Genomic DNA, 21,581 nt, shown 5'->3' on the forward strand with positions numbered 1-21,581 from the left:
AGAATCGGCAGGCGGAATCGGGCGCGGCGACGCCGGGAAGACCGGGAAGCGGACCGCCGGGTCAGGCGGCGAGCTGCTCGAGCTCTTCCTCGAGCTGCGCGAGCTGGCGCTCCAGGCGCCGTCGTTTCAGGAGGGACGCCTCCGGCAGCGCGGCGCGAAGCCGCTCGCGCTCGGCCTCGGCGAGGGTGCGGCGCGCGGTGCGCAGCTGCTCCTCCCGCTCCTTCTCGCGCTCCTCCGGCGTGAGCTTGCGCGCCGAGATCCCGGCGTCGCTCATCCCGACGGAGATCCACGACGCGGCGATCAGGATCACCTGGCAGACGAGGTTGAACCAGATCAGCAGACCGATGAGGACCGCGAACGAGGCGAGCAGCGGATTGCGGGAGGCGCCGCCCAGCAGCTGCGTTCCGAGGACCTTGAGCGCGCCGAGAGCGATCCCGCCGAGCAGCGACCCCGCCCAGAGGTTCTTCCAGGGGATCGAGATGCCCGAGAGGATGCGGAAGGAGCCGGCGAGGGTGCCCGTGTCCAGGGCGAGCATGATCAGCAGGCCGACCGCGCTGCCGGCGAGACGGGCCGGCATCGACTCGCTGCCGATCCCGAGGAAGCCGAACGCCACGTCCACCAGCGAGGTCGAGAACACGGAGAGACCCGCCGAGACCAGCAGCACCGCCCCGAAGACCAGGGCGAGCCCCGCGTCCTTGAGCTTGAGCAGGACGAAGAGGGTCGTGGGTCCGGGGAGCGAGAAGAGCAGCCGGACCGCCTGGCGCAGGCTCCCCAGGAAGTTCAGCGCCGTCCAGAGCAGGCCGGCGGCCGCGATCGCACCCGTCCAGCCGAGGATCGACGAGTCGAGCAGGTCGTCGACCGACACGAGGGCGTTCTTCCCGCCGATCAGACCGGGGACGGAGCGGGTCACCAGGTCGAGGAGGGAGTCGCGCAGCACCGAGTCGTCGCGCACCCAGAAGCCGAAGACGGCGAAGAAGACGAAGAGCGCCGCGAAGACCGCGAACAGGGCCTGGAAGGCGAGTCCGGAGGCGAAGAGGGGCCCGCCGGTCTCGGAGTAGTGGAGCATCACCCGCACCGGCCGCGTCCGCATGACCCGCTCGAGCAGGCCCGGGATCCCGCGGGGAGTGTCGGCCGCCTCGGTCATTCCTCCAGCGTACCGAGGCCTCGCGGCGCTCCCGTGCACGCGCCCGCCTGCACGCAGGAACGCGTCCGGCCCGCCGGATCCGAGGATCCCGGCGGGCCGGACGCGTTCGCGAGGGGGAGGATCAGGCGCGGCCGCGGATGACGGCCTGCTTCACCTCGGCGATCGCCTGCGTGATCTGGATGCCGCGCGGGCACGCCTCCGTGCAGTTGAAGGTCGTGCGGCAGCGCCACACGCCCTCCTTGTCGTTGAGGATGTCCAGGCGCGCTCCACCGGCGTCGTCGCGCGAGTCGAAGATGAAGCGGTGGGCGTTCACGATCGCCGCGGGGCCGAAGTACTGCCCGTCGGTCCAGAACACGGGGCAGGACGAGGTGCACGCGGCGCAGAGGATGCACTTCGTGGTGTCGTCGAAGCGGGCGCGGTCGGCGACCGACTGCACGCGCTCCTTGCCCTTGGGCGCCGGGGTGTTGGCGACCAGGAACGGCTGCACCTCGCGGTAGGAGGCGAAGAACGGCTCCATGTCGACGACGAGGTCCTTCTCGAGGGGCAGGCCCTTGATCGCCTCGATGTAGATCGGCTGCGAGATGTCGAGATCCTTGATCAGCGTCTTGCAGGCCAGGCGGTTGCGGCCGTTGATCCGCATCGCGTCGGATCCGCAGATGCCGTGCGCGCACGAGCGGCGGAAGGTCAGCGATCCGTCCTGGTCCCACTTGATGCGGTGCAGGGCGTCGAGGACGCGGTCGGTCGAGTACATCTCGACGTCGAAGTCCTGCCAGCGCGGCTCGGCGTCCACCTCGGGGTCGAAGCGGCGGATGATGAACGTGACGGTGAACGCCTCCGGGGCCGCGGGGGCGGCGGGCGGCTGCTCGAGGGTAGCGGTCGACATGGCTAGTACTTCCTCTCCATCGGCTGGTACCGGGTGATCACGACGGGCTTCCAGTCGAGCCGGATGTGGTCACCGGCGTCGGAGGAGTGGGCGTCACCGGAGAGGTACGCCATCGTGTGCTGCATGTAGTTCTCGTCGTCGCGCTTCGGGAAGTCGTCGCGCATGTGGCCGCCGCGGCTCTCCTTGCGGTTGCGCGCCGAGTAGACGACGACCTCGGCGAGGTCGAGCAGGAAGCCCAGCTCGACGGCCTCGAGGAGGTCGGTGTTGAAGCGCTTGCCCTTGTCCTGCACCGAGATGTTGCGGAACCGGTCGCGCAGGCGCTGGATGGTCCCGGTGACGGCCTCGAGGGACTCGTCGGTGCGGAACACCTGCGCGTTCTTGTCCATCTCGTCCTGCAGCTCCTTGCGGATCGAGGCGATCCGCTCGGTGCCGGTCGCGGAGCGGAGCGAGGCGAGCATGTCACGGATCGCGCCGGCCGGGTCGGCGGGCAGCGGGGTGAAGTCGACCGTCTTGGCGTAGTCGGCGGCGTTGTTGCCGCTGCGCTTGCCGAAGACGTTGATGTCGAGGAGGGAGTTGGTGCCGAGGCGGTTGGAGCCGTGCACCGACACGCACGCGCACTCGCCGGCGGCGTAGAGGCCGGGGACGACGGTCGTGTTGTCCGAGAGCACCTCGGCCTTGACGTTGGTCGGGATGCCGCCCATCGCGTAGTGCGCGGTCGGCATGACGGGGACCGGCTCGACGACGGGGTCGACGCCCAGGTAGGTGCGGGCGAACTCGGTGATGTCGGGGAGCTTGGTCTCGAGGACCTCGGCGCCCAGGTGGGTGCAGTCCAGCAGAACGTAGTCCTTGTGCGGTCCGGCGCCGCGGCCCTCCGCCACCTCCTGGACCATGCAGCGGGCGACGATGTCGCGCGGCGCGAGGTCCTTGATGGTGGGGGCGTAGCGCTCCATGAAGCGCTCGCCCGAGGCGTTGCGGAGGATCGCACCCTCTCCTCGCGCTCCCTCGGTGAGGAGGATGCCGAGGCCGGCGAGGCCGGTCGGGTGGAACTGGAAGAACTCCATGTCCTCCAGGGGGAGGCCCTTGCGCCAGATGATGCCGACGCCGTCGCCGGTGAGGGTGTGCGCGTTGGAGGTGGTCTTGTAGATCTTGCCGAAGCCGCCGGTCGCGAAGATGATCGCCTTCGCCTGGAAGACGTGCAGCTCGCCCGTGGCCAGCTCGTAGGCGACGACGCCGGAGGGCTTGGCCACTCCGTCGACCTCGGTCATCACCAGGTCGAGGACGTAGAACTCGTTGTAGAAGTTGATGCCGAGCCGGACGCAGTTCTGGAACAGCGTCTGCAGGATCATGTGGCCGGTGCGGTCGGCCGCGTAGCAGGCGCGGCGGACGGGCGCCTTGCCGTGGTCGCGGGTGTGGCCGCCGAAGCGGCGCTGGTCGATCTTGCCCTCCTCGGTGCGGTTGAAGGGCAGGCCCATGTTCTCGAGGTCGATGACCGCGTCGATGGCCTCCTTCGCGAGGATCTCGGCCGCGTCCTGGTCGACGAGGTAGTCGCCGCCCTTGACGGTGTCGAAGGTGTGCCACTCCCAGCTGTCCTCCTCGACGTTCGCAAGCGCGGCGGCCATGCCGCCCTGCGCCGCTCCGGTGTGGGAGCGGGTCGGGTACAGCTTCGAGATCACGGCCGTCCTCGCCTTGGGGCCGGCCTCGATGGCCGCGCGCATACCGGCACCGCCGGCGCCGACGATGACGACGTCGAACTGGTGGTAGTGGACGCCGTCGGGTCCGACGGTCTGCGCGAAGGCGCTCTGGTCGGCGCCGGTGTGGGAGTGGCCTGGTGTGCTCACGGGGTGGGTGCTCCGTCGTACGGGGATGGGAGGGGGAGGTGCCGGGACGCGGTGCCGCGGACCGGGAGGGGCGCGGGCCCCTCTCCGATCCGCGGCACCGTGGTCACGCTGCGCAGAAGGAGGGCAGCAGGTCCGCGGCGGTGCCGGCGGGGCACGGGTCGAACGCGAAGACGACCCAGGTGCCGAGCGCGATCAGCGCGACGACGGCGACGAGGATGCCGCCCTTGAAGGCCTTGGCCAGCAGGGGCGAGGTCGCGTAGTCGTTGACCAGCGTGCGCATGCCGTTGCCGCCGTGGATCAGCGCGAGCCACAGCATGAGGACGTCCCACCACTGCCAGAACGGGTTCGCCAGCTTGCCGCCGACGAAGCCGAAGTCGATGGCCTTGATGCCGTCGCCCAGCAGCAGGTTGTAGATGAGGTGCCCGAAGATCAGGACGATCAGCACGACGCCGGAGGCGCGCATGTAGATCCAGCCCCACTTCTCCCAGTTGGTGCCGGAGGAGCGGGTCGGGGTGTGCGGGGTCCGCGGTGCGGCGACGGTGCTCAATGCGCACCCCCCTCGCTGAAGACGTTGATCAGGTGGCGCGGCGCGAAGCCGAGCATCAGCACGACCCAGAGGCCCATGACGACCCAGAAGAGGACGCGCTGGTTGCGGGTCGCCCAGCTCCAGAAGTCGACCAGGATGATCCGCAGGCCGTTCAGCGCGTGGAACGCGATGGCGCCCACGAGCCCGGTCTCGCCGAGTCCCATGATCGGGTTCTTGTACGTCCCGATGACCGCGTTGTACGCCTCGGGGCTCACGGCGATGAGAGCGGAGTCGAGGACGTGGACGAGGAGGAAGAAGAAGATGGCGACACCGGTGATCCGGTGGAGCACCCACGACCACATGCCTTCGCGACCGCGGTAGAGGGTGCCGGCCGGACGCCGGATCTTCCCCTGCTTCCGGGGTGCGAGGGTTTGAGCAGCTTGAACTGACACGAACAACCCTCCCTGGTTGTGCTCCGACGGCCTGACCTGTTCCCACGTCGCGTGGACGGGGACGGGGCGGGGAGCGACGAGAAACTCGCCCTCCGATTCTAAGCGCGCTCGCAGGCGGGCGCGGCTTAGGCGAGCCTTAGCTGCGGGGCAGGGCGAGGGCGGGCGCCGCCGCGGTCGCGTAGTGCGCGAGGAGCTCGTCGGTGAGCGCGCTCCAGGTGCGGTGGAGCACGCGGCGGCGGCCCGCCTCGGCGAGCCGGGCGCGCAGTGCGGGATCTCGGACCAGGCGCTCCACCTGCCGGCGCAGGTCCGAGTCGCTCTCGGGCGCGTAGAGCAGGCCGTCCACGCCGTGCTCGATGAGGTCGGTGGGGCCGCCCGCGTGCGGCGCGACCACGGCGGTGCCGGACGCCTGCGCCTCCTGGACCGTCTGGCCGAACGTCTCCTCCGTGCCGGTGTGCACGAAGATGTCGAGCGCGGCGAAGACCGCCGGCAGCCGGTCGCCGTCGAGCCGGCCGAGCATCCGCGCCGCCGGGCCGAGGGCGGCGTCGACCCGGGCGGAGGAGGGGCCGTAGCCGCCCACGACCAGCTCCGCGTGCGGGAGGGAGGCGAGTGCCGCCATCCGCTCCACCCTCTTCTCGGGGGAGAGGCGCCCGATGTAGCCGACGAGCGCGTCATCGGCGCCGAGTCCGGCCCGGACGGCCTGCGCGTAGGGGGAGGAGCGGCGGCGCGGGTGGAAGCGCTCGCTCTGCACGCCGCGGCCCCACAGCGCGGTGCGCTCGATGCCGGCGGCGGCGAGGTCGTCGAGGGCGCTGGTGGAGGGGGCGAGGGTCAGGTCCGCCCCGGCGTGGATCTGGCGGATCACCCGCCAGGCGAGGGCGCGGGCGCCGCGGATGCCGTAGCGGGCCGCGAATCGCGCGACGTCCGTCTGGTAGATCGCGACACTCGGCACCCCGAGCCGGCCGGCCGAGGCGATGGCGCGGGCGCCGAGGAGGAAGGGCGAGGCGACGTGCACCACGTCGGGCTCGAAGTCGGCCAGCTCCCGGGTGAGGGCGAGCGTGGGGATCCCGACCGGGAAGTCGCGGTAGGCGATCGCCGGGTGCTCCACGACGCGGTGGCCCGCGTAGTGGCCCGGCGCCCCCGCGGCCGGGCAGACGACGAGCGCCTCGATCCCGCGCTCCGCGAACTCGTCGAGCACCCGCAGGACGCTCGTGGTCACGCCGTTCAACGACGGCAGGAAGCTCTCGGTGACGACCGCGATTCTCACGCCCCGGACGCTACGGCGGCGGGATGAACGGCGGCGCGCGCCCGGGTGAACGGACGGTCGCGCTCGGGCTCCCTTGTATCCTGCGGACATGACATCACCTGAGACCGATGGCCGCGCCCCGCTCGACCGCTTCTACAGCGTGATCCCCGCCGGCGGGATCGGCTCGAGGCTGTGGCCGCTCTCCCGGGCCGACGCCCCGAAGTTCCTGCACGATCTGACGGGATCGGGACAGACCCTCCTCCGCGACACCTGGGACCGCCTCGCGCCCATCTCGGGCGCCGACCGGATCATGGTCGTGACCGGGCGCGCGCACCGCGCCGCCGTCGAGGAGCAGCTCGAGAGCCTCGAGGACCTCAACGTCGTCCTCGAGAGCGAGCCGCGGGACTCGTCCGCGGCGATCGGCCTGGCCGCCGCCATCCTCGAGCGCCGCCAGCCCGGCGTGATCATCGGCTCGTTCGCCGCCGACCACGTCATCAGCGGTCAGCAGCTGTTCCACGACGCGGTCGCCGAGGCCGTCGTCGCGGCGGACGCGGGCTACATCGCGACCATCGGCATCACGCCGACCGAGCCTGCCGTGGGCTTCGGCTACATCCGCACGGGGAAGCACCTCGGGATCGACGGGGCGACGCACACGCTCGCCGTCGACTCCTTCGTCGAGAAGCCCGACGCCGACACCGCGCGCGCCTACCTCTCCAGCGGTCAGTACCTCTGGAACGCGGGCATGTTCATCGCCCGCGCCGACCGCCTCCTCGAGGAGCTCGGCCGCGCCAAGCCGAAGCTGCTCGCCGGACTGCTCGAGCTCGCCGCCGCGTGGGACACCCCGGAGCGCGGCGCGGTCGTCGACCGCATCTGGCCGGGCCTGGAGAAGATCGCGATCGACTACTCCGTCGCCGAGCCGGCCGCGGCCGCGGGCAAGCTGGCCGTCGTGCCGGGCCACTTCTCCTGGGACGACGTGGGCGACTTCGCGTCCATCGCGAAGCTGCACTCGAGCGGGCTCCGCTCGGACCTCGCCATCCTCGGCGAGGACGCCCGCGTGCTGGCCGACTCCGCGACGGGCATCGTCGTCAGCGGCGGCAACCGCACCATCGCCCTCATCGGAGTGAAGGACATCGTCGTCGTGGACACCCCCGACGCGCTCCTGGTGACCACGACCGAGAACGCCCAGAAGGTCAAGGGCGTCGTCGACGCCCTGCGCCTCTCCGGCCGCACCGACGTCCTCTAGCCCTCCGTCACACCCGGCGAAGCGCGGCCCTCCCCTCGGAGGCGCCGCGCTTCGCCGTTCCGCCCCTCGCCTCATGCGCGTGCGGCGGTCCCGATACGCCGTTCGCGCGGCCACTCGACCACCACCGGTGAGGACCTCGGCCGTCGCCCTGGGGGCTGGTGGCCGGGTCTCGATCCGCCGCTTCCGCGGCAACTCGACCACCATGGAGGAGCATCGCGTCGAGCCCGACCGCGCGCAGCGCGGAGCTCCTCCGAACGCCTTCGACGTCCGGCAGCAGGGGAGAGGGCCGCGAGCCGGAATCGCGTGCCAAGCGATTCAGGCCAGCCCGACGCGACTCGCTCTGCGGAACGCACCCGTCGCGAAGCCGACCGCGCCGAGCCGCTCCGCGGCTCGGAATCGAGCCCAGCCGACCGCGCCGAGCCGCCCCGCGGCTCGGAATCGAGCCCAGCCGACCGCGCCGAGGCGCTCCGCAGCTCGGAATCGGGCACAGCCGCCCGCACCCGCGACACGCTCCGCGTGTCGCGAAGATCAACACTGTGTAACTCTTCCTGACCACCACCGTCCGGGCGGCTGAGCGGCTTGTCACATTGGGTAACGTGTGGGGATCGACGCCCTGCTGCGCTCGTCGCGCGGGGCCGCATTCCTGGAGGACGACATCTTGACTATCACCTCGCGTAAGGCCGCGTTCGGCGGTCTCGCCGCCCTCGGCGTCACCGCGCTTCTCGCCGGTTGCGCCTCCGCCCCCGAGGAGAGCGGCTCCAGCGCCGCCGCCGGTGGCGACTTCCTGCCCTGCATGGTCTCCGACGCGGGCGGGTTCGACGACAAGTCGTTCAACGAGCTCGGCTACAACGGCCTCGTGAAGGCCTCGGAGGACCTCGGCGTCACGCCGAAGACCGTCACCTCGGAGTCCGAGACGGACTACGCCCCGAACCTGACCAGCCTCGTCGACCAGGGCTGCAACCTGATCATCACCGTCGGCTTCGCGCTGGCCGAGGCCACGTCGGCCGCGGCCGAGGCGAACACGGACATCGACTTCGCGATCATCGACGACGCGTCGATCGACCTGCCGAACGTCAAGCCGATCACCTTCGACACCTCGCAGGCGGCGTTCCTCGCCGGCTACACGGCCGCGTCGTACTCCAAGACCGGCGTCGTCGGCACCTACGGCGGCCAGCAGTTCCCGACCGTCACGATCTTCATGGACGGCTACGCCGACGGCGTGAAGTACTACAACGAGCAGAAGGGGAAGGACGTCAAGGTCGTCGGCTGGGACGTCGACGCGCAGACCGGCTCCTTCACCGGCGGCTTCGCGGCGGGCGTCGAGGCCAAGTCGGCCGCGCAGTCGCTGATCGACCAGAACGCGGACGTCATCCTCCCCGTCGGCGGTCCGATCTTCCAGTCGGCGATCGAGGCGATCCGCGACTCCGGCAAGGACATCGCGATGGTCGGCGTGGACGCGGACCTGTACGAGACCTACCCCGACGGCGCCGACCTGTACCTGACCTCGATCCTCAAGGGCATCGAGGCCGGCACGACCGACGTCACCAGCTCCGCCGGAGCCGACGACTTCGACCCCACTCCCTTCGTGGGCACCCTCGAGAACGACGGAGTCGGCATCGCGCCGTTCCACGACTTCGAGTCGAAGGTCTCGGGCGACCTGCAGGGCGAGCTCGACACCATCAAGGCGGGCATCATCGACGGCTCCATCACCGTCACCTCCCCGTCCGCTCCCGCGGCGTCCTAGCCGTCTCCTCGAAGAGGCCGGCGGGCCCGAGCACACCTCGGGCCCGCCGGCCTCTTCGTCGGTCCGGCGGGCGGATCGGCTCCGCTGCGTCCCTCGATCCCGGCCGACGGCGCATCGTGGCGCGAACCGAAAGTTAGATTGGTCCCATGAAGCTCGAACTGCGTGGCATCACGAAGCGCTTCGGCGCGCTCGTGGCCAACGACCACATCGATCTCACCGTCGAACCCGGTGAGATCCACTGCCTCCTCGGCGAGAACGGCGCGGGCAAGTCGACGCTCATGAACGTGCTCTACGGCCTGTACCAGGCCGAGGAGGGGGAGATCCTGCTGGACGACGCGGTCCAGCACTTCTCCGGTCCGGGTGACGCCATGAAGGCGGGCATCGGGATGGTCCACCAGCACTTCATGCTCGTCCCCGTGTTCACCGTCGCCGAGAACGTCATGCTGGGCCACGAGGAGACGAAGGCCGGCGGGCGCCTGGACCTCGCCGCCGCGCGCGCGCGGGTGCGCGAGATCTCGGACCGCTTCGGCTTCGACGTGGATCCCGACGCCCTGGTCGAGGACCTCCCCGTCGGCGTCCAGCAGCGGGTCGAGATCATCAAGGCCCTCTCCCGCGACGCCCGGGTGCTCGTGTTCGACGAGCCGACCGCGGTGCTGACCCCGCAGGAGACCGACGAGCTGATCGCGATCATGCGCCAGCTGCGTGCGGCCGGGACCGCCATCGTCTTCATCACGCACAAGCTCCGCGAGGTGCGCGAGGTCGGAGACCGCATCACGGTCATCCGCCTCGGCAGAGTCGTGGGGGAGGCGTCGCCGACGGCGAGCAACGCCGAGCTCGCCTCGCTGATGGTGGGTCGCGCCGTCGAGCTGACGGTGCAGAAGGAGCAGGCGGTGCCGGGCGACGAGGCCCTCGTCGTCTCGAACCTCACCGTGCGCGACGCCAACGGCCAGGCCGTCGTCGACGACGTCTCCTTCGAGGTCCGCCGCGGCGAGATCCTCGCGATCGCGGGCGTGCAGGGCAACGGCCAGACCGAGCTGACCGAGGCGATCATGGGCCTGCAGGAGCGGGTCGAGGGCTCGGTGACCCTGGACGGGCGCCGCCTCGACGGGCTGTCCGTGCGCCGCGTCCTCGAGTCGGGGGTCGGCTTCGTCCCCGAGGACCGCACCGAGGACGGTCTGGTCGCCGAGTTCACGATCGCCGAGAACCTCATGCTCGACCGCAGCGACCGCGGTCCGTTCGTGAAGGGACTGGGCCTGCGGCTCAAGGAGCTCGAGCGCTTCGCCGAGGAGCGGGTGCGCGAGTTCGACGTGCGCGCCCAGGGGATCGGCACCCACGTCGGCCGCCTCTCCGGAGGCAACCAGCAGAAGGTGGTGCTCGCGCGCGAGCTCAGCCGGGAGCTGCGGCTGTTCATCGCGGCGCAGCCCACCCGCGGCATCGACGTCGGCTCCATCGAGTTCGTCCACAAGCGCATCGTCGAGACGCGCGACACCGGGGTCCCCGTGATCGTGGTGTCGACGGAGCTCGACGAGGTCGCGGCGCTCGCCGACCGCATCGCGGTCATGTACAAGGGCGGGATCATCGGCATCGTCCCCGCCGACACGCCCCGCGAGGTCCTGGGGCTCATGATGGCCGGGCAGACGCCCGCCGAGAAGGGAGCGGCGGCGTGAGCGACGCGCAACTGCCCGCGGTCGATCCCGACGCGGAGACCGAGAAGGCGTCCGGGCTCGAGCCCGGCCAGAAGCCGGATCAGGAGGTGCGCACCGGCCCGCTCGAGAGCGGCGCCTCCCGCGTCCTGCGCGAGATCCTCTCCGGCACCGCGCTGATGTCGGTGCTCGCCGTGCTGCTCTCCCTCATCGCGGGCGGCGTGCTGATCGCCGCGACCGACAAGGACGTCCAGGCGGCGTCGGGCTACTTCTTCGCCCGGCCGCTCGACACCCTGCAGGCGATCTGGCAGTCCGTCTCCGGTGCCTACTCCTCGCTCTTCCAGGGCTCGGTCTACAACTTCCGCCGCGAGGGCTTCGCCAATGGCATCAAGCCGCTGACGGACACCCTGGCCTTCGCGACCCCGCTGATCGCCGGCGGCCTCGGAGTGGCGCTGGCCTTCCGCGTCGGCCTGTTCAACATCGGCGGCCGCGGTCAGATGCTGATCGCCGCCGCCTGCGCGGGCTGGGTCGGCTTCTCCTTCGACCTCCCGTGGGGCGTGCACCTGGTCGTCGCGCTCGCCGCCGGGATCCTGGGCGGCGCGCTCTGGGGCGGACTCGTGGGACTGCTCAAGGCCCGCACCGGCGCGCACGAGGTGATCCTCACGATCATGCTCAACTACGTCGCGTTCTACCTGATCTCCTACCTCCTGCGGACGCCCGGCGCGCTGCAGGCGCCCGGCTCGAACAACCCGAAGTCGCCCGGGATGAAGGAGACCGCGGTCTTCCCGGCGCTCCTCGGCCCCGGCTACTCGCTCACGCTCGGCTTCGTCTTCGCGGTCCTCGCGACCGTGTTCGTCTGGTGGCTCCTGAACCGCTCGACGATCGGCTTCAAGTTCCGCGCGGTGGGGGAGAACCCTCACGCGGCCCGGGTCGCGGGCATCGACGTGAAGAACAGCTACGTGTACGCGATGCTCCTCTCCGGCGGCCTGCTCGGCCTCGCCGGCAGCGCCCAGGTGATGGGGACGGTCACGACCGGCTTCACCTCCGGGATCGACGCGGGCATCGGCTTCGACGCGATCACGGTCGCGCTGCTGGGCCGCTCCCGCCCCTGGGGCGTGTTCTTCGCCGGCATCCTCTTCGGCGCCTTCAAGGCGGGCGGCTACTCGATGCAGGCCGCCGAGGGCGTGCCGATCGACGTGGTCCTCGTCGTCCAGTCGCTGATCGTCCTCTTCATCGCCGCGCCGCCGCTGGTGCGCGCGATCTTCCGCCTCCCGACGCCCGGGGCCGCCCCGAAGCGCCGCACCCGCCGCACCTCGGAGGTGTCCGCATGAGCACCGCCGTCGCCACCGCCCCCGACCGCGTCGTGATCCGCAGCTGGAAGGCGCCGATCGCGTTCGGCGTCTTCGCGCTGCTCGCCGTCGTCCTCTTCGTGGCCCTCGGCCGCGACGGGACGAGCTCGTTCCGCCTCGCCGCGGGGACCGACTTCTTCGCGCTGCCGGACATCCCGTTCCCGACGCGGGGGACGGGCGTGGTCGTCGCGATCCTCCTGGTCGCCCTGGCCGTCGCGTCGGCCGCACTCACCCGCGCCGGCCGCCGGATCCCGCTCTGGCTCTCGGCGGTCTTCGCCCTGGTCTTCCTGATCGGGTTCCTCGTCTGGGCATCGGCCGGTGCCGCCCTGCCCGTCTCGGGACTTCTGCTCGGGACCGTCGGACTCGCCACTCCGCTGATCTTCGGCTCGCTCGGCGGCGTCATCTCGGAGCGTGTCGGAGTCGTCAACGTCGCGATCGAGGGGCAGCTGCTCGCCGGCGCCTTCACCGCGGCGATGGTCGGCTCCCTCACCCGCCAGCCGGTGCTCGGCCTGCTCGCGGCGATGGTCGCGAGCGTCCTGGTGTCGTTCGTGCTGGCCGCCTTCGCGATCAAGTACCTGGTCGACCAGGTGATCGTCGGAGTCGTGCTGAACGTGCTGGTGACCGGCCTGACGAGCTTCCTCTACTCCCAGGTCCTCTCCGCCGACGCGTCGACGTTCAACTCGCCGATGAAGTTCGACCGCCTCCCGATCCCGGTGCTCAGCCAGGTGCCGATCGTGGGCGCCGTCCTGTTCAACCAGACGGTGATCGTCTACCTGATGTACTTCGCGATCTTCGCGGTGTGGTGGGGGCTGTTCAAGACCAAGTGGGGCCTCCGCCTGCGCGCCGTCGGCGAGCACCCGCAGGCCGCGGACACGGTGGGCATCGATGTCGCCCGCACGCGCTTCTGGAACGTCTCCCTCGCCGGGGCGATCGCCGGAGTCGGCGGCGCGTACTACACGCTCGACGCGGTCGGCGCGTTCGGCAAGGAGATGACCGCGGGCGCGGGCTTCATCGCCCTGGCCGCCGTCATCTTCGGCCGCTGGGACCCGATCAAGGCGACGCTCGCGTCGCTCCTGTTCGGCTTCGCGACCAATCTGCAGAACGTGCTCGGCGTCATCGGCTCGCCCGTGCCCAGCGAGTTCATGCTGATGCTGCCGTACGTCGTGACGATCTTCGCGGTGGCCGGTCTCGTCGGCCAGTCCCGCGGACCGGCCGCCGCCGGCAAGCCGTACCTGAAGTCCTGAGAGGAGCCGTCGTGACCGACATCGACTGGGAGGCGCTGCGCGAGGCCGCGCTCGAGGCCATGAGCCACGCCTACGTCCCGTACTCGAAGTTCCCCGTCGGGGTCGCCGCGCTCGTGGACGACGGCCGGACGATCTCGGGCTGCAACGTCGAGAACGCCTCCTACGGGCTCACGCTCTGCGCCGAGTGCGCGCTGGTGTCCTCTCTGCACATGACGGGCGGCGGCCGGCTCGTCGCCTTCACCTGCGTCGACGGGAAGGGCGGCGTCCTGATGCCCTGCGGGCGCTGCCGCCAGCTGCTCTTCGAGCACTCGGCCGAGGGCATGCTCCTCCAGACCGTGTCTGGCGTGAAGACGATCGACGAGGTCATCCCCGACGCCTTCGGCCCGCGCACGCTCGAGGCCTACGCCGCCTCCTAGCGCCGCCGTCACCGCTCCCACTCCCGAACCGAGGACTCCGCATGACCCGCACCACCCCCGTCGAGGACTTCGACGCCGTCGACATCATCCGCACCAAGCGCGACCGCGGCACGCTCTCGACCGCGCAGATCGACTGGCTGATCGACGCCTACACCCGCGGCTACGTCGCTGACGAGCAGATGGCGGCCTTCGCGATGGCGGTCCTGCTGAACGGGATGGAGCGCGACGAGATCCGCGACCTCACCCTGGCCATGATCGCCAGCGGCGAGCGCCTGCGCTTCGACGGACTCGGCAAGCGCACGGTCGACAAGCACTCCACGGGCGGAGTCGGCGACAAGATCACGCTGCCGCTGATGCCGCTGGTCGCCTCCTTCGGCGTGGCGGTGCCCCAGCTCTCGGGACGCGGGCTCGGCCACACGGGCGGAACGCTCGACAAGCTGGAGTCGATCCCGGGCTGGCGGGCCGACCTCGGCAACGAGGAGATGCTGGAGCAGCTGCGGACGGTCGGCGGCGTGATCTGCGCCGCGGGCTCGGGCCTGGCCCCCGCCGACAAGAAGCTCTACGCGCTCCGGGACATCACCGGGACCGTCGAGGCGATCCCGCTGATCGCGTCCTCGATCATGTCGAAGAAGATCGCCGAGGGGACCGACGCCCTGGTGCTCGACGTGAAGTTCGGCTCCGGGGCGTTCATGGTCGACATCGAGCGCTCGCGGGAGCTGGCGCGGGCGATGGTCGACCTCGGCAACGACGCGGGGGTGCGGACCACCGCGCTGCTGACCAACATGAACGTGCCGCTCGGTCTGGCCATCGGCAACGCGAACGAGGTGCGGGAGTCGGTCGAGGTGCTCGCCGGCGGCGGCCCCTCGGACGTCCGGGAGCTGACGCTGGCCCTGGCCCGCGAGATGCTGGCCCTCGCCGGGCAGCCGGACGCGGATGTCGAGCGCGCCCTCGACGGCGGCGAGGCGATGGACACCTGGCGCGCGGTCATCCGCGCTCAGGGAGGGGATCCGGATGCGGCGCTTCCCGAGGCCCGCGAGACCCACGTCGTGGTCGCCGAGCGCGACGGCGTCCTGGTGGAGCAGCAGGCGCTGCCGTTCGGCATCGCCGCCTGGCGCCTGGGCGCCGGACGCGCCCGCCAGTCCGACGCGGTGCAGCACGCGGCGGGGATCGACCTGCACGCGAAGCCGGGCGACCGCGTCCGCGCGGGCCAGCCCCTGCTCACGCTGTCGGCCGACGAGCCGGAGCGCTTCGCCCGGGCGCTGGAGGCGCTCGCCGGTGCCTACCGGATCGGCGACGAGGGCGACGAGGTGCTCGACGGCGGCCCCCTCGTGGCGGAGCGCGTCTCCTAGCCCCGCGCCGCCCGGCACGGAGGAGGCGCCGCCCGGCGAGCCGCTTCCGCCGACCCTCTAGGGTGGTCGGCGAACCACCGCCGACCTGCGAGGAGCACCGTGACCGATCAGACCGAGGAGTACCTCCTCCCGGGCGAGGGCGTCCTCATCGACGAGCTCCCCAAGGTGTCGCTGCACGACCACCTCGACGGGGGGCTGCGGCCCGGGACGGTCCTCGAGATCGCCCGCGAGACGGGCGTGCCGCTCCCGGCCGAGGAGCCGGATGCCCTCGCCGAGTGGTTCCGCGCCACGGCCGACTCCGGCTCCCTCACCGACTACATCGCCACCTTCGAGACGACGGTCGCCGTGATGCAGACCGCGCCGGCGCTCGAGCGCGTGGCCCGCGAGTTCGTGCTCGACCTCGCCGCCGACGGAGTCGTGCACGGCGAGGTGCGCTGGGCGCCGGAGCAGCACCAGCGCGCCGGGCTCTCGCTCGACGCGGCTGTCGAAGCGGTCCAGGAGGGGCTGCAGCAGGGCGTGCAGGCGGCGGCGGCGCAGGGACACCGCATCCGCGTCGGCCAGCTGATCACCGCGATGCGGCACGCCGACCGCTCGCTCGAGGTCGCCGAGCTGGCGCTGCGCCACCGCGAGCGTGGTGCGATCGGCTTCGACATCGCCGGAGCCGAGGCGGGCTTCCCCGCCTCGCGGCACCGTCCCGCCTTCGAGCTGCTCGCGGCGGCTCACTTCCCGACCACGGTCCACGCGGGGGAGGCGGACGGCCTCGACAGCATCCGCTCGGCCCTGCTCGACGGCCGCGCGCTGCGCCTGGGCCACGGCGTCCGGATCGCGGAGGACATCCGCATCGAGCGCCAGGACGACGACGCGAGCTACGTGACCCTCGGCGAGCTCTCGGAGTGGGTGAAGGACCGCGAGATCGCCCTCGAGCTCAGCCCCTCCTCCAACCTGCAGACCGGAGCCGTCGCAGCGTGGGGTGCCGAGCTCGCCGACCACCCCTTCGACCTGCTCTACCAGTTGGGCTTCCGCGTCACGGTGAACACCGACAACCGCCTGATGAGCGCGACGACCCTCAGCCGCGAGCTCGCCCTCCTGTCCGACGCGTTCGGGTACGACCTCGACGACTTCGAGGCCTTCCAGCTGAACGCGGCTCACGCCGCCTTCCTGCCGCTCGACGAGCGCCGCGAGCTCGTCGAGACGATCAGCGCCGGCTTCGAGGCGGCCTGACGGTGCCGCTCGACGCGCTCCCCGAGGAGGCGGTGGCCCTCCGCCACTCCGCCGGATCCTGGCGGGAGGCCGTCCTCGAGGCGGGCCGTGCTCTCGAGCGGACCGGTGCGGTCGACGCCGCCTACTCCCGGCGCATGGTCGAGCAGGTCGACGTGCTCGGGCCGTACATCGTCATCGCGCCCGGGCTCGCCCTCGCGCACGCCCGGCCCGGCAACGACGTCCTCGCGGACGGCCTCTCCGTCGTCACGCTGGCCGAGCCCGTCGCCTTCGGGCACAGCACCAACGATCCGGTCTCGGTCGTCATCGGGATCGCCGCCACCCAGGCGCACGGGCACGTCGGTTTCGTCTCCGGGCTCGCTGACGTGCTCAGCCGTCCGGACGCGGTCGGCGCCCTCGCCGCCGCCCGCACCGTCCGCAGCATCAACGCCGTCCTCACCGACAGCACCCCGCACCACCCGCACCACGGAAGAAGCGCATGAAGATCGTCACCCTCTGCGGCGCCGGAATCGGCACCTCCGCCATCCTCAAGCTCGGCGCCGAGCGCGCCCTCGAGACCCTCGACCTCGAGGCCGAGGTGATCGCCTCCGACCTGGCCTCCGTCGACGCGCTCGCCGCCGACGCGCAGGTCATCCTCACCTCCGGCGAGCTCGTCGACCGCATCGGCCGCACCTTCGCCGAGGTCGTCGTCATCGACAACTACCTCGACCAGAACGAGATCACGGAGAAGATCGAGCGAGCGCTGGGCTGAGCTCGACTCTGAGCCGCTTCCTGCGCGGCTCAGCGCGGTCGGCCTCCCGACGGGGCGCGTTCTCAAGAGCGGGTCGCGTCGGGCTGCCGCGAATCGCTGGCACGCGATTCTCGGACGCGCCCTCCACCTTGCGGGGAGAGGGCGTCCTCCTCCCCCTGCTGGTCGAGTGGCCGCGGAGCGGCGTGCCGGGAGCCGGCTTCCTGCGCGGACGGCTGCTCGGGCCTTGGGGGATCAGCGGGCGGCGAGCTGCTCGAGGACGGTGCCGATCAGGCGGCGGGCGCGGGCGGGGGAGAGGCGGGCGGGCCGCTCGGCCGCGCGGGAGACCGCGATGCCGTCGAGGACCGCGAGGAGAAGCGCCGCGTCGTCGGCGCCGAACGACGCCGCGGGATGCGCGGCGCGCAGCAGCTCGAGGACGACGTCCTCCGTTCGCGACCAGCCGGCGGTGTGGATCGCGCGGATCTCCGGATCGGTGCCGGCGCGGGAGGCGAAGGCGGTCCACACGATCGCGTCGGGGACGTCCTCGTCAGCGACGCACGCGATCTCGTCGCAGAAGATACGCAGCCGCACCTCGGCCGAGGGTTCGGCCTCCAGGCGGCTCCGCATCCGCTCGCGGAAGCGCTCCTCGACCCGGGCCATCGCGCCGGCCAGCAGCGCCTGCTTCGTCGGGAAGTGGTGCTGGACGGCCCCCACCGAGACGCCGGCCTCGGCCGCGACGGTGCGGATGCTGAGGTGCTCCGCCCCGCGGGTCGAGAGGACGGCGACGACCGCCGAGAGGATGTCGCTCCTGCTCTCGCGCCGATCCGGCATGGCGTCCCTCTCGTTCGACTGCTCGAGCAGGCTACGCTCTCGGACATGACCAATACGACCGTATTGCCGCCCCGTGCCGGAGCCGGCCGCCGCATCGCGACCCTGGACGTCGTCCGCGGTGTCGCGATCATCGGGACCCTCGGCACGAACATCTGGATCTTCTCCCACCCCTGGGGGATGCTCGGACTGCTCTCCGTCCCGGTGACGCCGGAGACCTCCTCCTCAGCCGGGACCGCGCAGCTCCTGCTGATGGCGCTGGCGCAGGGCAAGTTCCTCGCCCTCCTCTCCCTCGCCTTCGGGGTGGGCCTCGCGATCCAGCACGCGTCCGCGGTCCGGCGCGGGACGCGCTGGCCGGGCCGCTACCTCTGGCGCGCGACGCTCCTCCTCCTGGACGGCGCGGTCAACTACGTGCTGATCGCGGAGTTCGACGTCCTCATGGGATACGCCGTCACCGGAGCGGTCGTCGCCTGGCTGCTGCTCACCCGGCCGACGACGCAGCGCCGCGTGATCCTCGTCTGCGGCGCTCTGCACGTCGTCCTGATCTCGGCGCTCGTGGCGCTCGTGGCGGCGAGCCCGGACGGTGCCGGACAGGGGCCGACCGGCCGGAGCCCCTACGCGGACGCGTCGTTCCTCGGCCTCGCCCTCTTCCGGCTGCAGAACGCGGGCGTCTTCCGTGCGGAGCCGGTGCTCATCGGGCTCCTCAGCCTCGCGATGTTCCTCCTCGGCGCGCGCCTCCATCGGGCGGGGGTCCTCGCCGCCGAGGGCGCGTCACTCCGCCGTCGCCTGATGGTCCTCGGCGCCCTCGCCCTCCCCGTCGACCTCGCGCTGGGCATCGGGGGGAGCGCCGCCGGTCTGCTCGCCGAGCGCTACCTCGTCGCGCCCCTGGTCGGGCTCGGCCTGCTCGCGGCCCTCGCCGAGGCCTGCCTCCGCCTGGGCGCCGAGGGCTGGGCGGCACGCCGGGCGCGGGAGGTCGGCCGGGTCGCCCTGAGCGCCTACCTCCTGCAGAACCTGCTCGGCGGCGCCCTCTTCTACGGCTGGGGACTCGGGCTGGCGGTGACCGCCGCGCAGTGGCGCGTCCCGGCGACCGTCGGAGCGTTCCTGCTCATCGCGGCGGTCGTCGTGCTCGCGGCGCACCTGTGGCTGCGCCGGTTCGAGCTCGGTCCGGTGGAGTGGCTCTGGAAGCGCGGCGAGCGGATCGGTGTCCGCGCGCCCCGCTGACCGGAGGGGGACCTACGCGAGGAGCTCCGCGGCGCCGGTGCGCAGGGCGGCGAGGCGGGACGAGACGGCCGACCGGCGGGCGTCGGCGTCGGAGTCGTGCGACCAGGCGTCGAGGTAGAGCTTGACCTTCGGCTCCGTGCCGCTCGGGCGCGCGATGAGACGGGCACCGTCCAGGGAGAAGCGGAGCGCGTCGGTCGGAGGCAGCGCGCCGCCCTCGGCGAGCAGGTCCTCGCTCCGCTCGACGGCGAGCCCGCCGATCGCGGTCGGAGGCGTCGCGCGCAGTCCGGCCATGATCCGGCCGATCTCGGAGAGGTCGGTGACGCGGAGCGAGATCTGCTCCGATCCGAAGAGCCCGAACCGCTCGGCGAACGACTCCAGCTCGTCGTCGATCGTGCGCTCCTCGGCGGCGAGCCCGCTCGCGAGGGAGAGGAAGGCGAGCGCGGCCGAGACGCCGTCCTTGTCGCGGACCGTCCCGGGGTTCACCAGGTAGCCGAGCGCCTCCTCGTAGCCGAAGACGAGGTCGGGGACGCGCGAGATCCACTTGAAGCCCGTGAGCGTCTCGGTGAAGTCGAGGCCGTAGTCGGCCGCCACGGCACCGAGGGCGGGGGAGGAGACGATCGAGCAGGCGAGCGCTCCTCCGGTGCGGCCCTCGCGGCGGGCCTGCTCGGCGGCGCGCCAGCCGAGCAGCGCTCCGACCTCGTTGCCGGTGAGGCGCCGGAAGCCCTCCGGGGCGGAGGCGTCGGGCACGGCGGCGGCGAAGCGGTCGGCGTCCGGGTCGTTCGCCACGATCAGCTGCGCGCGACCGGAGCGCGCGGTCGAGAAGGCGAGGTCGAGGGCGCCCGCCTCCTCCGGGTTCGGGAACGCGACCGTGGGGAACGCCGCGTCGGGCTCGATCTGCTCGACCACGACGGCCGGCTCGTCGAATCCCGCCGCGGAGAGCACCCGGTGCGCCGTCTCCCAGCCGACCCCGTGCATCGCCGTGTAGACGACGCGCAGCGGAGCGGACTGGCGGCCGACGGAGGCCGTCGCCTCGATGTAGGCGGCGACCACGGACTCGTCCGCGAGCCGGTACTCGCCGCGCGGCAGCTCCGGAACGCGCCGGTCCCGCGCGACCGCGAGGATCCGCTCGGCGATCTCGGAGTCGACCGGCGGCACGATCTGCGAGCCCTCGTCGGCGCCGCCGAGGTACACCTTGTAGCCGTTGTCCTGCGGCGGGTTGTGGCTCGCCGTGACCATCACTCCGGCGTCGGCGCCGAGGTGGCGCACGGCGAAGGCCAGCACGGGGGTGGGCAGGAGCCGGGGCAGCAGCACCGCGTCCACGCCGGCGCCCGCCATCAGCGCGGCGGAGTCCTCCGCGAAGACGCGCGAGTTCCTCCGGCCGTCGTAGCCGATCACGACCACGGGCCGCTGGACGCCCTGCGCCAGCAGGAAGTCGGCCAGGCCGACGGCGGCCTGCGAGACCAGCACGCGGTTCATCCGGTTGGATCCCGCCGCGATGGCGCCGCGCAGGCCCGCGGTGCCGAACGCCAGGCGGGCGCCGAAGCGGTCCTCCAGCTCGGCGCGGGCGGAGGCGTCGCCCGAGTCGGAGGCGGTCAGCAGGCCGACCAGCTCCTCCCGCGTCTCCGGGTCGGGGTCCTGGGCGAGCCAGGCCTCGGCGAGCTCCCGGACGTCGGCGCTCACAGGGCGCCCGTGATCCCGGCGAGCAGGCGGGCGAGGTCGTCCTCGGCGTCGCGGCCGGCCTCGAGCACCTCCTCGTGGCTGAGGGGGGTCTTCTGGATGCCGGCGGCGAGGTTCGTGATGAGCGACATGCCCAGCACCTCCATTCCCGCCTCGCGCGCGGCGATGGCCTCGAGGGCGGTCGACATGCCGACGATGTGGCCGCCGATGATCTTCGCCATCTGCACCTCGGCCGGGCTCTCGTAGTGCGGCCCGCGGAACTGCACGTACACGCCCTCGTCCAGCTCAGGACGCGTCCCCCGGGCGAGGTCGCGCAGGCGCGAGGAGTAGAGGTCGGTGAGGTCGACGAAGGTCGCGCCCTCGAGCGGCGAGTCGGCGGTGAGGTTGATGTGGTCGCTGATCAGCACGGGGGTCCCGGGCGTCCAGTGCTCCTTGATGCCGCCCGCGCCGTTGGTGAGGATCATCACCGTCGCGCCCGTCGCGGCGGCGGTGCGGACGCTGTGCGCGACGCGGCGCACGCCGTAGCCCTCGTAGTAGTGGGTGCGGGCGCCGATGATCAGCGCGCGCCTGCCGGTGGGGAGCAGGACGGAGCGCAGGGTGCCGCCGTGCCCGTGCACGGCCGGCTTGGAGAAGCCGAGGATCTCGGTGGCCTCCACCGTCGCGGTCGTCTCGCCGATCGCGTCGGCGGCCTTGCCCCAGCCGCTGCCGAGGGTGAGGGCGATGTCGTGCTTCTCGACCCCTGTCGCCTCGGCGATCTGAGCGGCCGCGCGGGCCGCGATCTCGAAGGGATCGGCGTCGGGGGCGTCGAGCGGGTGCAGGGTCTGGTCGGACATCCTCCC

At 72.0% G+C, this 21,581-nt stretch carries 20 protein-coding genes; 11 read left to right on the top strand and 9 right to left on the bottom strand.

Annotation, left to right across the window (positions count from 1 at the left end):
* Positions 1-61 precede the first annotated feature (61 nt).
* The 6 genes from GTU71_RS01470 to GTU71_RS01495 all read right to left on the bottom strand — a co-directional run bounded on the left by GTU71_RS01470 (position 62) and on the right by GTU71_RS01495 (position 6,104).
* Positions 62-1,144 (bottom strand): YhjD/YihY/BrkB family envelope integrity protein, encoded by a 1,083-nt coding sequence (locus GTU71_RS01470; RefSeq protein WP_159939144.1) that lies wholly within the window; start codon positions 1,142-1,144, stop codon positions 62-64.
* 121 nt (positions 1,145-1,265) lie between these two features.
* Positions 1,266-2,027, bottom strand: coding sequence for a succinate dehydrogenase iron-sulfur subunit (locus GTU71_RS01475; protein ID WP_068254543.1), 762 nt, complete (start codon positions 2,025-2,027; stop codon positions 1,266-1,268).
* 2 nt (positions 2,028-2,029) lie between these two features.
* Positions 2,030-3,865: a succinate dehydrogenase flavoprotein subunit gene (sdhA, locus tag GTU71_RS01480; protein WP_104223188.1), complete on the bottom strand. Its 1,836-nt coding sequence runs from the start codon at positions 3,863-3,865 to the stop codon at positions 2,030-2,032.
* A gap of 103 nt (positions 3,866-3,968) precedes the next feature.
* Positions 3,969-4,412, bottom strand: a complete 444-nt coding sequence (locus GTU71_RS01485; RefSeq protein ID WP_104223187.1) for a succinate dehydrogenase hydrophobic membrane anchor subunit — start codon at positions 4,410-4,412, stop codon at positions 3,969-3,971.
* On the bottom strand, positions 4,409-4,795 hold the full coding sequence (gene sdhC / locus GTU71_RS01490; RefSeq protein ID WP_258059417.1) for a succinate dehydrogenase, cytochrome b556 subunit: 387 nt from the start codon (positions 4,793-4,795) through the stop codon (positions 4,409-4,411). The genes GTU71_RS01485 and sdhC overlap by 4 nt, the downstream gene beginning before the upstream one ends.
* Before the next feature lie 184 nt (positions 4,796-4,979).
* Positions 4,980-6,104, bottom strand: coding sequence for a glycosyltransferase family 1 protein (locus GTU71_RS01495; protein WP_159939145.1), 1,125 nt, complete (start codon positions 6,102-6,104; stop codon positions 4,980-4,982).
* An 88-nt stretch (positions 6,105-6,192) separates the two neighbouring features.
* Here GTU71_RS01495 and GTU71_RS01500 point away from each other — a divergent pair, with 88 nt between their 5' ends.
* The 10 genes from GTU71_RS01500 (at position 6,193) to GTU71_RS01545 (ending at position 17,040) form a co-directional block, all read left to right on the top strand.
* Positions 6,193-7,326: a mannose-1-phosphate guanylyltransferase gene (locus tag GTU71_RS01500; protein WP_104223184.1), complete on the top strand. Its 1,134-nt coding sequence runs from the start codon at positions 6,193-6,195 to the stop codon at positions 7,324-7,326.
* 658 nt (positions 7,327-7,984) lie between these two features.
* A complete protein-coding gene (locus tag GTU71_RS01505) occupies positions 7,985-9,070 on the top strand; it encodes a BMP family ABC transporter substrate-binding protein (RefSeq protein ID WP_104232890.1) in 1,086 nt (361 codons plus the stop codon).
* Between the two features lie 146 nt (positions 9,071-9,216).
* Entirely contained in the window at positions 9,217-10,737 is a 1,521-nt protein-coding gene (locus GTU71_RS01510) for an ABC transporter ATP-binding protein (protein WP_104223182.1), read from the top strand.
* Complete coding sequence (locus GTU71_RS01515; RefSeq protein ID WP_208543602.1) at positions 10,734-12,044, top strand: ABC transporter permease; 1,311 nt, start codon at positions 10,734-10,736, stop codon at positions 12,042-12,044. Before GTU71_RS01510 ends, GTU71_RS01515 begins: the two co-directional genes overlap by 4 nt.
* Positions 12,041-13,306, top strand: coding sequence for an ABC transporter permease (locus GTU71_RS01520; protein ID WP_159939146.1), 1,266 nt, complete (start codon positions 12,041-12,043; stop codon positions 13,304-13,306). The genes GTU71_RS01515 and GTU71_RS01520 overlap by 4 nt, the downstream gene beginning before the upstream one ends.
* Before the next feature lie 11 nt (positions 13,307-13,317).
* Entirely contained in the window at positions 13,318-13,722 is a 405-nt protein-coding gene (locus GTU71_RS01525; protein WP_104223180.1) for a cytidine deaminase, read from the top strand.
* Positions 13,723-13,763: 41 nt separating this feature from the next.
* Positions 13,764-15,071, top strand: coding sequence for a thymidine phosphorylase (locus GTU71_RS01530; RefSeq protein ID WP_159939147.1), 1,308 nt, complete (start codon positions 13,764-13,766; stop codon positions 15,069-15,071).
* 99 nt (positions 15,072-15,170) lie between these two features.
* Positions 15,171-16,292: an adenosine deaminase gene (locus GTU71_RS01535; RefSeq protein ID WP_159939148.1), complete on the top strand. Its 1,122-nt coding sequence runs from the start codon at positions 15,171-15,173 to the stop codon at positions 16,290-16,292.
* Positions 16,293-16,294: 2 nt separating this feature from the next.
* Positions 16,295-16,771, top strand: a complete 477-nt coding sequence (locus GTU71_RS01540) for a PTS sugar transporter subunit IIA (RefSeq protein ID WP_104255398.1) — start codon at positions 16,295-16,297, stop codon at positions 16,769-16,771.
* Complete coding sequence (locus GTU71_RS01545) at positions 16,768-17,040, top strand: PTS sugar transporter subunit IIB (protein WP_104226416.1); 273 nt, start codon at positions 16,768-16,770, stop codon at positions 17,038-17,040. Before GTU71_RS01540 ends, GTU71_RS01545 begins: the two co-directional genes overlap by 4 nt.
* A gap of 231 nt (positions 17,041-17,271) precedes the next feature.
* On the opposite strand, the gene GTU71_RS01550 is transcribed toward GTU71_RS01545, so the two are convergent.
* Positions 17,272-17,847: a TetR/AcrR family transcriptional regulator gene (locus GTU71_RS01550; RefSeq protein ID WP_104223175.1), complete on the bottom strand. Its 576-nt coding sequence runs from the start codon at positions 17,845-17,847 to the stop codon at positions 17,272-17,274.
* 45 nt (positions 17,848-17,892) lie between these two features.
* On the opposite strand from GTU71_RS01550, the gene GTU71_RS01555 reads away from it, so the two are divergent.
* A complete protein-coding gene (locus GTU71_RS01555) occupies positions 17,893-19,065 on the top strand; it encodes a DUF418 domain-containing protein (protein WP_159939149.1) in 1,173 nt (390 codons plus the stop codon).
* A 12-nt stretch (positions 19,066-19,077) separates the two neighbouring features.
* Here the strand turns inward: GTU71_RS01555 and GTU71_RS01560 are convergent, their stop codons facing one another.
* Together GTU71_RS01560 and GTU71_RS01565 are read right to left on the bottom strand one after the other, a co-directional pair.
* Positions 19,078-20,745, bottom strand: a complete 1,668-nt coding sequence (locus GTU71_RS01560) for a phospho-sugar mutase (RefSeq protein ID WP_159939150.1) — start codon at positions 20,743-20,745, stop codon at positions 19,078-19,080.
* Complete coding sequence (locus GTU71_RS01565; RefSeq protein ID WP_104238027.1) at positions 20,742-21,575, bottom strand: purine-nucleoside phosphorylase; 834 nt, start codon at positions 21,573-21,575, stop codon at positions 20,742-20,744. The genes GTU71_RS01560 and GTU71_RS01565 overlap by 4 nt, the downstream gene beginning before the upstream one ends.
* Positions 21,576-21,581: the final 6 nt, after the last annotated feature.

The organism is Rathayibacter sp. VKM Ac-2762 (assembly GCF_009866585.1).
In the GTDB taxonomy this organism is placed as follows: domain Bacteria; phylum Actinomycetota; class Actinomycetes; order Actinomycetales; family Microbacteriaceae; genus Rathayibacter.